We start from the raw sequence: 14,422 nt of genomic DNA on the forward strand, positions 1-14,422 counted from the left end.
TGTTTAAAAGGTCAAAAATATAGAAATCGATTCCTTTTACAACGATTATCCCAAATCTTCTATTCTTATTTTGGTTAAATGAAAAAGAATTTCTCAGTAACCCAACAAGAACCCTGAAATAAGCTTTTGATAAGTGTCAGAAAAACCCCCTTTCTCATCCTTGAGATGAATTAATTCTTCCTTTGCTGATTGGTTTACTCGTTGAAAAGCGCATATTCTCCGATGAGGTTTTTTCAGAGGGCTGTCTTGGATAAGAATAGATCTAGCCGTGTAAAGCCCTGCATCGTCTAATATCGCGGCCAACCCTTCCATTTCTGAGGGAGGTAAAATCACCCAAAACTCCCCATGTTCTGCGAGAAGGTTGGACACTGATCCTGCCAAATCTGGAAAAGAAAGTTCATCCGTGTGAAGAGCTCGTAAGCGTTGTTTGTCTTTCGGTTGCAAATGATCTGTAAAATAGGGCGGATTGCTCACGATTAAATCAAACCGACGATCCACCTGAAAGTCTTGAATCTTTACAACTCTCAAATTCATTCTGGAGGAGAAAGGACTTGCATTGAAATTCTCCTCAGCCTGTTCGGCCGCTTCCGAATCTAATTCCACACCGGTCACAAAAGCATCTCCAAAACGCTGTGCCAGCATCAAAGCAATCACTCCTGTTCCCGTTCCAATATCCAGAATTGTCATCGGGTTCTTATGACTGGCAAGCGCTCCTAGTAGTACCGCATCTGTGGAAATTTTCATGCCACAGCGGTCTTGCTCCACTCGGAATTGCTGAAACTGAAACCAGGAATTCCCCATTAAATTCGGGCTTTTCTACCCAACCAAGCTCTAAAACGGGGCTTATCTTCCATCACGTTCAGGTCATCTTCAGAAATTCGCTTGACGCTTTCAATAGTATAGAAGGCTTTTTCATCAAGGGATTTCACCTTATCAATAAAAGTCTGCAAGCTATCCCGCTTCATTACCGTAAAAAGTAAATTTACCTTTCCATATCTTCCCTCTGCTCCCACACTTGTGAACCGATAGTCTTTTTCCTTCATGTATTCCACTAATTCTGGCAGCGGCTTAGGAGTAATCACACGAACCAAGACACGGCCCAGAGCAAGTTTTTCGTCAAAACGCATACCCACGTATGTTCCCATTCCAAAGCCAGCTGCATAGGCTATGTAGGAAATGGGGTTATTGATATTCTGAAAAATCTGCCCAATCGCTAGCAACCAAATCAGCGCTTCAAAAAAACCCAAAATGGGGGCAATATTCTTTTTCCCATTCATCATGAACATAATCCGGAGGGTGTTGATGGACACATCACCAACTCGGGCTATAAAGATGAGTGCAGGCATAATGAAATAGGTGAATACCTGTTCGGAAAAACCCATTTCAGTGAAAAACTCTTGCATAGCTTTGGAATTTTGCCTCAAAATTAGCCGAATAAATCCAGCTTAGAGTCAAAAAATGAATCAGATTTTTCGATCCTTTCCGGCTCCCCAGCCGAAAACCAAAAACTGAATCGTCATTATCAGTAAAAACCAATTCAAAAAGTCCCAATTCCCTACCAAATCCAAGGAAACCCCAAAAAGTAAAGGACCAAGAGCTGCAAGGATATATCCTGCAGACTGAACCATTCCGGATAATTTAGAGGTGGTTTGATCCTCTAAAGTCCGGAGAGAGATAAGGGTATAGGCGATACTTAAACTTGCACCACTCCCAATTCCTATAATGGTCAAGGCTAAATAAATCAGCCATTGTTGTTCCCCGAAAAGCAAACTATAACCAAACAAATATCCAATCGAAACGCCTAAAATCACCCCTTGCTGCTGCCGAAGTTTCATTAAAATTCCCGGTGCGAAGAAGGTACCGATTAAGGAAATTAATTGCATGTAAGATAGGGCTATACCAGATGCCACAGGGCTCATTCCTTTGAAAATCAACATATCAGGAAGCCAGGTAACCATCGTGAAATACATCACCGATTGAGCCCCCATAAAAAGGGTAACCTGCCAAGCAAGTTTTGACTTCCATACATTTTTACCTGCTAATTCAATCTCCGATTTTGGTGAAGGTTTGGCGGCTGCCTGAGGGAACCACACTGCTAGGGCTAAAATCATCAATACTACCCAGGAAGCCAAAGAGCCCCTCCAACCCAAACCCAAATCCACTGCTAAGGGAACACTGACTCCTGAAGCGATTGCAGCAAATAGTGACATTCCCGTAGAAAGAATTGCTGTCAAAAGCCCCAGTTTCTCAGGAAGATGCGCCTTGAAAAAAGGAATCATCAGGACATTGGCAATGACTATCCCAATGCCGGTAAGCGCTGTACCAAAAAATAATAACTCTACTCCTCCAAATACCCGGATAATGACTCCAATTGAAAGAATCGTTATTCCCAGAAAAATTGCCCGCCCGTTTCCAATCCGTTTTCCAATACCTGGTGAAAACAATGAAAAAACCGCGAATGTGAAAAGCGTCAGCGTGGTAAGTGAACCCGCTAGGCCATTGGAAATTCCCAAATCCTCCCGGATAAATGGAATCAATGGCCCAACGGAGGCAATGGATGTCCGGAGATTTATGGATATCAGGATAATGCCTAGTAGCAGTAAGCCCTGGCTTCTTTCTTTGGACAAAGCGAATGGATTTTAGGAGCTCTGAATTTCGGGAAAATCATGAAATTCCAATCAGATTTTCCAAAATTGGTCACAAATCAGGCTCGGCTTTCAACCAAATCCTTGATGCATTCAACCCAAGTATCAGAGGAATTTAGACTTGGAACCAAATCCCATTGCTCCCCTCCTAGTTCTTCAAACTCCTCTTTGTACTCTTCCCCTACTTCCACTGTGGTTTCTAAACAGTCGGCAACAAATGCCGGAGAAAAGACCAATACTTTTTTAATTCCTTTCTCGGCCAATTCTTTGATCACATCCTCAGTGTAAGGTTTGACCCAAGGATCATTTCCTAATCGGGATTGAAAACAGGTCGTGACTTTTTCTTCGGGAAGTCCTAATCGTCCAGCCACTAATCGAGTGGTATGAAAACACTGGGCACGATAACAGAATTGATTTTTAGGACCATATTTATTACAACATGCGCCCAATTTGCAATAATTATCTACAGATCCTTTTCGGATTTGACGCTCTGGAAGACCATGATAGGAAAAAACAAAATGCTCATAATCTCCATTTTCCATCATTTCTCTTCCCAACTCTTCCCAAGCCTGCAAGAAAAGTGGATGCTCTACGAAATTGCTAATGAATGAAATCTCAGGGATAATTTGCCATCCTCTGACAATCTCCATCACCTTATCAATTACAGAACCATTGGTAGCAGAAGCATATTGTGGAAAAAGTGGGACCACAATAATTTTCTTCACTTTTTCTGCCATCAATTCCGCAAGTCCTTTCTCAATACTAGGATTTTGATAGCGCATCGCGATCTTCACCAAAAACTTATCCGGATCTAGTTTTGGGATAAGTTTATCACGCAAATCTTCTGTATGAAACAACAAAGGCGACCCTCTATCAGTCCAAAGCTTTCGATACTCTTTGGCTGATTTTGGAGCTCGGAAAGGGGCAATGATCAAATTGACCAACATCCATCGCGGAATGAATGGAAAGTCAATTACACGTCCATCCATTAAAAATTCGCGAAGATATTTTCGGACATCCGAAGTTTGTGTACTATCAGGTGTTCCCAAATTGACAAGTAAAACGCCAATTTTCTGAGCCTTTGCCATATTGTTTGCTAAGTGGGTGAATATTTACAACCCAAAATTACATCTGAAAGTTAACTCTACCCAATTGAACAAATTGATGAAGGATTGAGAAAAGCTTTTAATCCTTAAAATTTCCGGCCCACCTCATCAAAGGTCCGGAAGCAATACTAGAGATCAATGCCAAAATTACTAAGCCAATAAATAGGGAATCCGAAACTAGCCCATAGTCCAAAGCAATCAATCCCAGAATGATATCCATACTGCCTCGAGTACTCAAACCAAATCCGGCAATGATGGATTGCTTTCTGCCGACACCTGCAAATCTTCCTCCCAAATAGGCTCCATAATACTTTGTCAGCAAACCGACAATGACCACCACACCTGTCACCCCTAAATCGAAGCTCTCGATAAAGTTTACCTTCAATCCAATAGAGACGAAGAAGATTGGAGCAAAGATATTGTTGATAAACTGGTGGAGAATTTCTTTGGCTTTTTCTGTCAAATACTCTGAATCTCCCAAGGCTACTCCAATGATGAAAGCTCCGAAAATTGCATGAATTCCGATAAATTCCGTGAAAGAAGCCGCTAAAAAACAGAGTGCCAAGGAGAGGGAAAGTAAGCCTCCCGGCCAGGCCAATTTCTTGTTAATCCAAGGCAATGTTTTGTTGATCAGACCCTTACCTACCGTCAGCATTACTAGGGTGAAAAGTAAAGTCAATCCGATTGTTGGCCATACACCCAAGCCTCCACTACTAGTCTCAGAAAGTGATAAAATCACAGAGAATACGATCCAGCCTAAGACATCCACAATCATGGCGGCAGCGATAATCAACAGGCCTGTAGGCGTTTTAAACAGATTTAAATCCATCAATACACGGGCGACAACTGCCAATGCGGTAATACTGATTGCTAATCCAAAAAAGGTCGAAGCAACCATGCGGTCATTGATATTCACTCCCAAAAACTCAGGAAAGGCAAAGGCCACAACAAATCCTGCGATGATGGGAAGTACCATGGAGGCAACCGCAATCTTTAAAGCATTTTTTCCTTGGCTCCATACGATTTGCAGTTCCACTTCCAGTCCAGCAATAAACAAGAGCAGAACCACTGAAATCTGCACAAAACCATCCAATGCGATATTGGTATTGTCGTGACTACCAAAAAGGTAGCTGTGAAATTCAGGCATCAAACTTCCCAAAATGGTAGGACCTAATACAATCCCTGCTAAAATCTCACCTACTACCGCAGGCTGTTTGATTTTTCGGGCGATCTCTGCAAAAATCCTCGCCATGATCAACATGGCAGCAAGCTGTAGGAGGAGATTGATAACCTCCTTATGGTTTAACGTTTCCATGGAGGTTTATTTTTTTACGATTAAAAGATTACAAGGCAAGGTACTCAAAAGCTCTTCCAGGTCATGTGGAAAGAGTCTGTCAAAGAAGTTTAGTTTCCGGTTGTCCCCTACTACTAAGAGATTGGCTTCCGTTTTTTCGCAGAACCGAGCCAATTCCACAGCCCATTTTCCACCGGTCACCTTGATGTTGATTTTAAGATTTCCAGAATCCAGGTTTTCTAGGATTTTTTGGACATAGTCAATCTCATTTTGTACCAATTGCCGACGGGTTTGAGCGATTTCCTCTTCCGAATCCTCACTCGCTGTCCCCATTTGTAAGCCGTACAATTTGATTTCATTCAAGATAGAAACCATGTCAGCCTTTACAATTTTGGAAAACTCCAAACCTTTCTCAATCACATAAGGAGTAATCTCTAATTGGGTCCCGTTGATTACCACCCGGGAAAACTCTGAAGTTTCCACTTTAGGCTCAATCAGCGTCAAAACAGAGCACGGTGCCTTACGGATGATTTTCCGCCCTACGGTGCCCATGTAATATTTGAAAAGTCCCTCCTGTTTCAAAGCTCCGGCAACTAATAAATCCACATTTTCCTCTTCGCAGGCCTTGACAATCATCTTGACGGGCTTCCCTTCTTTCCAAACCACCTTGGTTCGTAGCTTGTCACAGCCATGCCGAGCCAGTAATTCGTCCAACTTGGCCTCTAGCTCAGGAGTTTTTGTGCCAACATGAATCAGCAATAACTCTGTATCAAATAGAATCACAAGCCGTTTGACTTCTGCAATCAAGGCCTCTATTCGGGGAGAAAAGGCAATGGCCAGCGCAATTTTTTTAAACATGGAAAACAGGGATTTTTTTCAAATAATGAAAATTTCTTGTTCGCTCCAACATAAATCTTTGGATTCAGCTATTCCAAATTAAGGTGAATACAAACTTTTTTGAAGATCAAACTCCTTTGCTTTTATTATTTCTAGATGTGAACCTTGAAAGAATTAATACTGATAGCCAGTGCATTATTTTAAAAATGGAGAGACTCTGCGATGTAGTTGGAAATTCTCCAGTTTGATATCATCCATTCCAATATCATCAAAAGGATACTCCATTTGATCTTGAATATTATAGAGGGCAATGAGAATAAATTCAGTTACCACTACAATGAAATAGACTACAAGATCACTATGGGCTGCTCCAATATTGTAAATAACTGTTGGAGAATAGATGAAAGGAAAAATATAAATAAAGACCAAGCAATACGCCTTCAAAGCCCTTGGCGTTCGGTGAATATTTATTGCAAAAACATTCTCAAACCCCTCTTGCATATCATTCATATATCGGAAAATCCTGTCCCGAATCCTACTAGGAATAAACTCTTCTAATTCTGAAATATGGGTGTGAAAATCATGAATAGCTTGGTCCACCGATTCCACATTTTCTTCATTGTTCTTTAAGTGACTAATCACAAGACTACTTATTCGACTAATAATATTCTCCGTTTTCTGCTTTTCTTCTTCAGACAGATCGGTACTAGTCTGCAAATAAAAATTGATGGTAACCATCGCAGATCGATACTTGCTGAGATGTTCAAGAGCTTTTTCCCTTCTTCGAAATGCTCCTCGAATATTAAAAACCAAAGGAAAAATAATTGCTATGCTGAGCAACGTCAGATCCAGGTTATACACCAAGTTGAAGTGAATGGAAAGAAAGGTAACAATTACCGAAATCCCCAGTGTGATGTACGTCCTGCTATTTATTATGGAAGTATAAAGTATAATAATCTTAAATTTTGTTCCACAAAGCATTCCCTTTCCATAAGGTAGCAAAAAAGCGGAGGTAATTTTTCATTGGCTAATCCTTTTTTGTTTCTAGGTAAGCTGATTTTTATCAGGGATCTTTTTGGACCATTTATTCCATTCATCCAATTCAGCTCCCATTCACGCTTTTTTTGGCTAAGAAAAAAAAGACTAGACGAGGAAATGGAGATATTTTGATAAAATTAAAAAACGATATGGACTGATTACCTAGCGAAAAAACTAATCCAAACCCTTATGAAAAAACTCTTTTTCAGCTGCATGTTGGTTGGAAGTGTCTTGATTTCTGGAGCCACCTTGGCCCAGAGTGATTACCCGACCCTTTCCCAACTTGAGCAGCGACTCCAAAAAATCGGGGCTAGTCCAAATGCCAGCCTCGAAAAACTAGCTCAAACTCCAGGAGGAAAATCGATTTGGGCTCTAAAAATTGGCACTGATAACTTAGACGAAAAACCCGCAATTGCCGTGGTGGGAGGTGTAGAAGGGTACCATGTTCTCAGCGTAGAATTGGCTACTCAATTTGCTGAGCGACTCGTCGATGAGAATTCAGAGGCATTGGAAAAAACCACTTTTTACATTTTCCCTAATATGTCTCCAGATGCCTATGAGCAATACCACTCAAACCTGAAATACGAGCGGCGCGGGAATGCCGCCTTAGTGGATCACGATCGGGACGGAACACCAGGAGATAATGGCTATACCGACCTCAACGGTGATGGATACATCACTTGGATGCGTGTAGAAGATCCGATGGGAGAGTATGTGGTATCAAAAGAAGACGAGCGAATCCTCGTTAAAGCAGACCGATCCAAAGGAGAAGCGGGAAAATATGCCGTATATAAGGAATCTAAGGATGAAGATCAAGATGGCCAATTTGCGGAAGATTTAAAGGAGGGAATTGCGTTTAATAAATCCCTTACCTATAAATTCCCTGTCTTTGAGCCTTTAGCTGGTGATATTGCAGTTTCCCAGCCGGAAAGCCGCGCATTGTTGGATTACCTATTTGAGCAATGGAACATTTTTGCTTTTATCACCTTCTCTCCGGCAAACAATCTCTCAAGCCCATTGAAGTACAACGCACAAAATGCCCGCAAGCGAGTAGTGACTTCTATCCTTCAAAAGGATGAAGCGATCAATGCGATGGTTTCGGACCTTTATAAAAGTACGGTATCCCAAAAAGCTTTCCAGCAAACCAACCAAGGTACAGATGGAGACTTTTTCCAGTGGGCTTACTTCCATTTTGCCCGCCTAAGCTTCAGTACACCGGGTTACTGGGTTCCAGAATTTAAAGGCAAGTCAAATAAAGAAGCCAATTATTTGGCTTGGGCAGACTCATTGGGATGGAATGATGTTTTTGTTCCTTGGACTGAGATTTCCCATCCGGATTTCCCAGGTAAAAAAGTAGAAGTTGGAGGTATAAAACCATTTGTGATGGCAAATCCTCCTTACGATAAAGTTGAAGAAATTGCTGAGGAGCACGCTGATTTCATTCTGAAACTAGCTGAAATGCAACCCAATTTGGAGGTTCAGAACCTGAAAATAGAATCCATCGGAAATGGGTTAACCCGAATTTCCTTGGACCTTTTCAACAATGCGCCGCTACCCACTCATTCAGAAATGGGGGAACGCTCCCGTTGGTTGCGAAAAATTCGAGTAGACTTAGACGCTGGAGAAGATCGACTGATTTCTGGTGAAAAAATGCAATTGATCGACTCCATCGGAGCTTATGAGAAAGTGAGTTTGAGCTGGATGATCCGCGGAAAAGGGGATGTAAGCTTTAAAGCTGGTGCAGCTCATGCAGGATTTGTTAACGCAACCTTCAAACTCTAAAGCCATGAAGACTATGAAACTTAAAAAATACATCCTTGCCCTGGCTTTGAGCGCAACCGGATTGGCAAGTATTGATGCAATGGCGCAAGAAAAATTCTTTAAAGCAGTCGGCTCTCCACACATGCCGAAGGTAGAAGTAGCGTGGAACCGTTACTATACCTATGAAGGCTTGGTTGATGTAATGCAGAAGATCGCCAAAGCCCATCCTGACTTGGCCAAAATTCAGGCAATCGGCAAATCCTATGAAGGTCGTGATATCATGACCTTGACGATTACGGACTTTTCAGCAGGAAAGGATACCGATAAACCAGCCATGTGGATCGATGGAAATATTCACTCCAACGAGATTCAAGGAGCTGAATTTGCCCTCTACACGGCTTGGTATCTGACCGAAATGCACGCCGATACCGAGTTTATCCAAGAACTCCTCAGAGACAAAACATTCTATATCACACCGACTATCAATCCAGATGCCCGGAATGACTTCTTTCTGAAACCGAATACCCAAAATACCCCGAGATCAGGTGTTATGGTATTGGATAATGACGGAGATGGCGAAGCAGGTGAAGATGAAATGGATGATCTGAATGGAGATGGACACATTACTCAGATGATTCGCAAATCTCCTACCGGACGCTATATCAAAGATCCTTTGGATCCGAGAAGACTCATTATGGTAGGACCTGATCAAGTGGGTGACTATGAAATGTTAGGTCAGGAAGGAACCGACCTGGATGGAGACGGGCGCATCAATGATGATGACGTCGGCTATTACGATCCCAATCGCGACTGGGGCTGGAACTGGCAACCAGATTACATCCAACGGGGAGCTCTTCGCTATCCTTTCTCACTGCCTGAGAATCGATCAATAATGGAATTTGTAATGAAGCATCCAAACATTGCCGGAGCGCAGAGTTATCACAACTATGGAGGTTTGATTCTTCGTGGCCCTGGAGCTGAGGAGGATGTAAATACATATGACCGTGATGACATACGTATCTATGATGCGATAGCTAAAAAAGGAGAAGAGATGATGCCAGGTTATCGATACATTACAGTTTACAAGGATTTGTATTCCGTATTTGGAGGAGAACTGGATTGGTTCTATGGTAATAGAGGGATTTTCACTTATTCCAATGAGCTGATGATTTCTTACCTCTATTTCCATCAAAATGCTGGAAGAGGCAATCAAGAGGAGCAGCTGAAGGTAGACCAATTACTGACCTTTGGAGATGCTTTTGTGGATTGGGAAAGCTACAAGCATCCACAATATGGAGAGATTGAGATTGGTGGTTTTAAAAAGACATTTGGTCGGGCACATCCAGGATTCTTGATGGAGCAGGATGCGCACCGCAATTCAGCTTTCACCATCTTTCATGCCTATCATACGCCAAAGCTATCGGTGATGGATGTCAAGGAGGAAGATTTGGGAGGAGGACTCAAGGCTATCACCGCTATGATTTTCAATGAGCGTATGATGCCTACCCATTCTTCTCAAGACTTGAAGTACAATATCGAGCGCCCTGATTATGTGTCTATCTCCGGGGCTAAAGTAGTGGCAGGCTTTGTCGTAGAAAATGAAGACTTCAAGCGATACAAAGAGCAAAAACTTCGGCCAGAACGTATAGCAGTAGATAATATTCCAGGAATGAGCGCAGTGAAGGTTCGATGGATTGTCTCTTCTGCTTCAAACTACAGCATCACCGTAGACTCTGCTAAAGGAGGCAAAGCAAGTTGGAGCAAATAAGTCTTTTGATTGATTAAAATGGAATCCCCGAGTCGATTGATTCGGGGATTTTTTTTAGCTTTTACTTTCCTTTCAATGAAGACAGCATGCGAAACTTGATCCTTTTTCTCCCCTTACTCTTTCTCTCCCAAATGCTATTCGCTCAGGAAAAGCCCCTAATAGTAATTGCCTATTACTCCCAGTCGGGTCATACCGAACAACTGGCAGATGCTATTGCAAAAGGAGCAAGATCGAATGCCGATGTTGAAGTGAAATTAGGGCCTATTTCGGAGGTGACAACAGAGGACCTTTTGACAGCTTCTGCCATCATTCTGGGTTCTCCCGTTTACAATGCCAATATCGCTCCGCCTGTGCAGGAGTTTATCAACTCATGGCCCTTTGAAGGGAGACCTTTGAAAGACAAAATTGGAGCGGTATTCAGTACTGGAGGAGGAATGTCTATCGGAGAAGAGTTGGTCATGCTCAATCTGATGCACAGCATGCTGATACATGGGATGATTTTGGTTGGAGGAGATACCGTAGAATCGGCTTTTGGCGCCTCGGCAATTACCGGGGAGGGTGATTACAAATCAGAAAAAGTAGATGAGATCTTTTTGAAAAAAGGAGAAGGACTGGGAAAACGAGTAGCTGAAACGGTGCTTCGCTTTCGTTAATTTTAGACAAAAAAATAACCCCGCCTCAGACCCAGAGCGGGGTTTTTAATAGCTAGTTGGTTCACTTTCAATTAAAGGGCAGAAAGATATTTATCAAATCCTCCCTCGGTTGTCACTCGAAAACTAATTGCAGCATTCGGTTTTTCGATGTTGTAGATTTTATGAAGACCTTGAACATCACTTACTTTCTCGCTGTGGATCAATTTGTCACCATCGTAAATGGAAACTGTAAAATCCTGTGCAGCAAGGTTGCTTACTAAAAGTCGAAATTTGTTATCCTCCATCAAAGAAACCCGTGAATAAACGGATGGCTTTTCTGAAACATAATTTTGGAAGGTAGTTGTGCGCAAAACTCCGCTGTTATCCAAAACTTCTACGGAATAGGTACCTTTTGGAAGAGCATTCAAATCATAGCGCTTGGCGAAAGCCTCAGACTTGTTGATCCGATCTCTCAAAACCAATCGGTTTTCCTCATCCAAAATTTTAACAATCACGGTACTACTTGGAGCTTCAGTCATAGCAACTGTTACTTTAGCAGCATCTGAGTGAATAATTTCTACAGATTTCTCTGCACCTGTGGCAAAGGCTCCTGTTGCCATCCCGGCAACAAAAAGCATAGTCATTAATTTTTTCATACTAATAATTGGTTTAATAGGTTCTAGTTTTTCTGTGTAACCCAGGAATGGCGAATCCATTCAAGGGGGGGGTATTTTGGGCTACAGGGTCCATCGGGTCTGATGGGTTTGTCTTCAAATGACATTACAAAGGTAGCAAACGGATCTAAAAATGAAAATGTTTCAATTTTTTTACTGATTTATTTATAAATCAATAATTATACAGCTTAATAATTGAAAATAATATAATCAATTCCCGCAATCGATAGCGAAAGTCTAGTTCATTGGAAAAAATGAATGTTTATAAAATTTTATTTCGTAATTACCTATTTTATAAAAATCATGTCATAACATCAATTACTCATTCCCATATTTCGCAATCGATTGTATCGAATAAAAAATTTTTCAATCTTTTTTTAAAACCTTATGATTTCTATGCAAAATGATTGTTTTTTCCAAAAAGTAAAGAAGCTTGAACTGAGTGTAAGGACTCTTTTTATTATCAAAGAAAGTACCCAAAAATAGTCCATGAAATTATCCTTTTCCCCTTATTTCAAATGTTCAAATAGTCGAGTAATTTGATAAAAAAAGCTACCAACTTTCGTTGATAGCTTATTATCCTTTAAAAGGAAAAATCCTACTTGCTATGCTTCATCGCTTCCGCGACCAATTCTTGAGCAAAACTTCCTTTGAGCTCGACAACCATCAAGTCGCCTTCATCTCCTCCCACCAAGACTACCAAATCTGAAATGGTTTTGCCTCCTTTAGAATAAATGACAATCTCCCCTTCGTCTGACATCTCCATGAGAAGCTCGTAGCGCTCTTTTTCCAGTCCTTTTTTCAAGGTCTTGTATTCATCACCGCTTCGATCAGCATTTTCCGGCAGTTTGAAGAAGTTAAGTTTCTCAATGGATTTGGCTACGGTGGCCATATCATCTTCATCCAAATCAATTTTGAAGCCTTCAGCGAAATTCATGAAATTCCCTCCTAGCTCCATGTGGAAGAAGTCCTCTTCCCCCCTGTATTTTTCATACAAGGCCTTTACAGATTTACTTTGTGCCTGTGCGGAAAAGATGATTCCCAAGAAGGCGATTGCAAAAAACAGCTTTTTCATAATACGTAGTTTAATAAATAATAGTGATTTAGTTTATTGTGGCATATTTCCTTTTCCATATTCCTCCATTCCGGGAATATTGGTCTTTTCCGCGAGCATGTTCAGATCTTCGTAGGTGAAATTTCCTAACATGGAGAGCAAGGTGAATTCACCTTTATCACCGGCAAGCATGAGAAGTTCCTTGACAAGTCCGTTTTCTTCCCGTACCAAAAACTTGATGCTGGAATCCTTATCCTGAACATCCATCAGCTCTTCATATTTCTGCTTCGTCAAAGAACCATAGGCTTCATTGTACATTTTCATTCCATCGACTTCATCAGAAGAAAGGATTCGAATGCCTTTGATTTTCTGGATTAAAGCGCCCAGTTCCTGTGAGTCGGCTTCCTCTGCATTATTTTTCAGAAAACCTCCAGCCATCTGCATCATTTTAGGTGAAATGTACACTCGGCTAAAACGATCATCTTCCATATAATTGGAAAAGAATCGCTGGATCGCATCATCCTGGGCCATTACTTGAAATACCGCCATCAGGACAAATACAGGGATTAATAGTATCTTTTTCATATGTTTATTTTTTTTGATTTTCAAACAAAGAGTTTGTTGTATTGAGGTATTTCAATTCATTCATTTTTTGCATTTGGCTTTGACCCTCCGAAAACTTGTCCTGGATAAGCGATAAGGCCGCTACTACTTCCCGATAAGCCTCTTGCTGCTGCTGCCGTTCGTAAGCCTGCCAACCTGAATAGGAGCCAATCAGGATAAGAATTGAAACTGCCCAACCTAACCATGAGAAGCTCCGGGATTTTCCTTTACCCGGTATTTTAAGTCCGACGGGTTCTTCCATAGCAAGGTCTTGAAGAGAAAGAAACCATTCCTTTTCTGTTTCATAGCCTTCTACCTTAGAAAGCAAGTCCCGCAACTCAGCCTCCTCCGCTAGCGTGGATTCTGTGTTCCAGTATTTTTCAAGTAACTCTTCAATTCGGGTATTCATGACTTGGTTTCTTTTTTGGCAAATTCCTCTCTGAGCTTTTTTCGAGCCCGGTGAAGATTAACTTTAACTTGCTCGATCGATATTTCCAGGTATTCCGCCACCTCTTCGTAGGTTAGTCCTTCAACTTCCCTAAGCTGAAAGATTTGCCGTTGCTTTTCGGGAAGACGGTGGACCAACTGGAGAATCTTTGGAATCTTGGAATCGCTTCGCTCTGGTTCCGGATTTATAAGTCTCGCTTCTCCATTCTCATCCAGGGCAACCATTCGCCCAGTTTTACGAAAGTGCATCAAAGCCTCATTTTTCAAACTTGTGATTAACCAACCTGTCAAATTCGGATGATGCTGCAGTTCCTCTTCTTTCCGGTAGGACTTTTCAAATACATTTTGAAGAATGTCTTCAGCCAAAGCCCGGTCTTTTACCCAGAGAAAAGCCATCCGGAAAAGCTTCCCTCGCAAAGGCCAAATATTTCCTTCGAAAAATGAATTCATTTGTGTAGGTGATGCGGGTCTTTTTCAAATGTTACACTTTTCATAAAATATTTTTCAAAAACCCCAAGATATTGACGGAGGCCTCCAACACTCAGCTCTCACCGGAGTTTAGA

General features: G+C 41.5%; 15 protein-coding genes. 3 read left to right on the forward strand and 12 right to left on the reverse strand.

The window, feature by feature from the left end; translation table 11 throughout:
- Positions 1 to 93 precede the first annotated feature (93 nt).
- The 7 genes from HWE15_RS01750 to HWE15_RS01780 form a co-directional block, all read right to left on the reverse strand.
- Complete coding sequence (locus tag HWE15_RS01750) at positions 94 to 744, reverse strand: methyltransferase (RefSeq protein WP_290505774.1); 651 nt, start codon at positions 742 to 744, stop codon at positions 94 to 96.
- A 56-nt stretch (positions 745 to 800) separates the two neighbouring features.
- Positions 801 to 1,403 carry a DUF2179 domain-containing protein gene (locus HWE15_RS01755; RefSeq protein ID WP_290505775.1) on the reverse strand — a complete coding sequence of 201 codons (603 nt, stop codon included), beginning with the start codon at positions 1,401 to 1,403 and terminating at the stop codon, positions 801 to 803.
- A 60-nt stretch (positions 1,404 to 1,463) separates the two neighbouring features.
- Complete coding sequence (locus HWE15_RS01760; RefSeq protein WP_290505776.1) at positions 1,464 to 2,627, reverse strand: MFS transporter; 1,164 nt, start codon at positions 2,625 to 2,627, stop codon at positions 1,464 to 1,466.
- Between the two features lie 77 nt (positions 2,628 to 2,704).
- Positions 2,705 to 3,733, reverse strand: coding sequence for a ferrochelatase (hemH, locus tag HWE15_RS01765; RefSeq protein ID WP_290505777.1), 1,029 nt, complete (start codon positions 3,731 to 3,733; stop codon positions 2,705 to 2,707).
- A gap of 97 nt (positions 3,734 to 3,830) precedes the next feature.
- Positions 3,831 to 5,066, reverse strand: a complete 1,236-nt coding sequence (locus tag HWE15_RS01770; RefSeq protein WP_290505778.1) for a cation:proton antiporter — start codon at positions 5,064 to 5,066, stop codon at positions 3,831 to 3,833.
- A gap of 6 nt (positions 5,067 to 5,072) precedes the next feature.
- Positions 5,073 to 5,903 carry a universal stress protein gene (locus HWE15_RS01775; protein WP_290505779.1) on the reverse strand — a complete coding sequence of 277 codons (831 nt, stop codon included), beginning with the start codon at positions 5,901 to 5,903 and terminating at the stop codon, positions 5,073 to 5,075.
- A gap of 174 nt (positions 5,904 to 6,077) precedes the next feature.
- The gene (locus tag HWE15_RS01780) at positions 6,078 to 6,743 is read right to left on the reverse strand and encodes a hypothetical protein (protein WP_290505780.1); all 666 of its coding nucleotides are present in this window, start codon (positions 6,741 to 6,743) and stop codon (positions 6,078 to 6,080) included.
- A 366-nt stretch (positions 6,744 to 7,109) separates the two neighbouring features.
- Here HWE15_RS01780 and HWE15_RS01785 point away from each other — a divergent pair, with 366 nt between their 5' ends.
- From HWE15_RS01785 to HWE15_RS01795, 3 genes are all read left to right on the forward strand, one after another.
- Positions 7,110 to 8,702 (forward strand): M14 family metallopeptidase, encoded by a 1,593-nt coding sequence (locus tag HWE15_RS01785; RefSeq protein WP_290505781.1) that lies wholly within the window; start codon positions 7,110 to 7,112, stop codon positions 8,700 to 8,702.
- Positions 8,703 to 8,715: 13 nt separating this feature from the next.
- On the forward strand, positions 8,716 to 10,449 hold the full coding sequence (locus HWE15_RS01790) for a M14 family metallopeptidase (protein WP_290505906.1): 1,734 nt from the start codon (positions 8,716 to 8,718) through the stop codon (positions 10,447 to 10,449).
- An 86-nt stretch (positions 10,450 to 10,535) separates the two neighbouring features.
- Entirely contained in the window at positions 10,536 to 11,102 is a 567-nt protein-coding gene (locus HWE15_RS01795) for a flavodoxin family protein (RefSeq protein ID WP_290505782.1), read from the forward strand.
- A gap of 71 nt (positions 11,103 to 11,173) precedes the next feature.
- On the opposite strand, the gene HWE15_RS01800 is transcribed toward HWE15_RS01795, so the two are convergent.
- The 5 genes from HWE15_RS01800 to HWE15_RS01820 form a co-directional block, all read right to left on the reverse strand.
- On the reverse strand, positions 11,174 to 11,737 hold the full coding sequence (locus HWE15_RS01800) for a hypothetical protein (protein ID WP_290505783.1): 564 nt from the start codon (positions 11,735 to 11,737) through the stop codon (positions 11,174 to 11,176).
- Between the two features lie 616 nt (positions 11,738 to 12,353).
- On the reverse strand, positions 12,354 to 12,830 hold the full coding sequence (locus tag HWE15_RS01805; protein ID WP_290505784.1) for a DUF4252 domain-containing protein: 477 nt from the start codon (positions 12,828 to 12,830) through the stop codon (positions 12,354 to 12,356).
- A 33-nt stretch (positions 12,831 to 12,863) separates the two neighbouring features.
- Positions 12,864 to 13,394: a DUF4252 domain-containing protein gene (locus tag HWE15_RS01810; protein WP_290505785.1), complete on the reverse strand. Its 531-nt coding sequence runs from the start codon at positions 13,392 to 13,394 to the stop codon at positions 12,864 to 12,866.
- A 4-nt stretch (positions 13,395 to 13,398) separates the two neighbouring features.
- The gene (locus tag HWE15_RS01815; RefSeq protein ID WP_290505786.1) at positions 13,399 to 13,821 is read right to left on the reverse strand and encodes a hypothetical protein; all 423 of its coding nucleotides are present in this window, start codon (positions 13,819 to 13,821) and stop codon (positions 13,399 to 13,401) included.
- Positions 13,818 to 14,309 (reverse strand): RNA polymerase sigma factor, encoded by a 492-nt coding sequence (locus HWE15_RS01820; protein ID WP_290505787.1) that lies wholly within the window; start codon positions 14,307 to 14,309, stop codon positions 13,818 to 13,820. The genes HWE15_RS01815 and HWE15_RS01820 overlap by 4 nt, the downstream gene beginning before the upstream one ends.
- Positions 14,310 to 14,422: the final 113 nt, after the last annotated feature.

It is taken from the genome of Algoriphagus sp., assembly GCF_013373065.1.
Classification (GTDB): Bacteria; Bacteroidota; Bacteroidia; order Cytophagales; family Cyclobacteriaceae; genus Algoriphagus.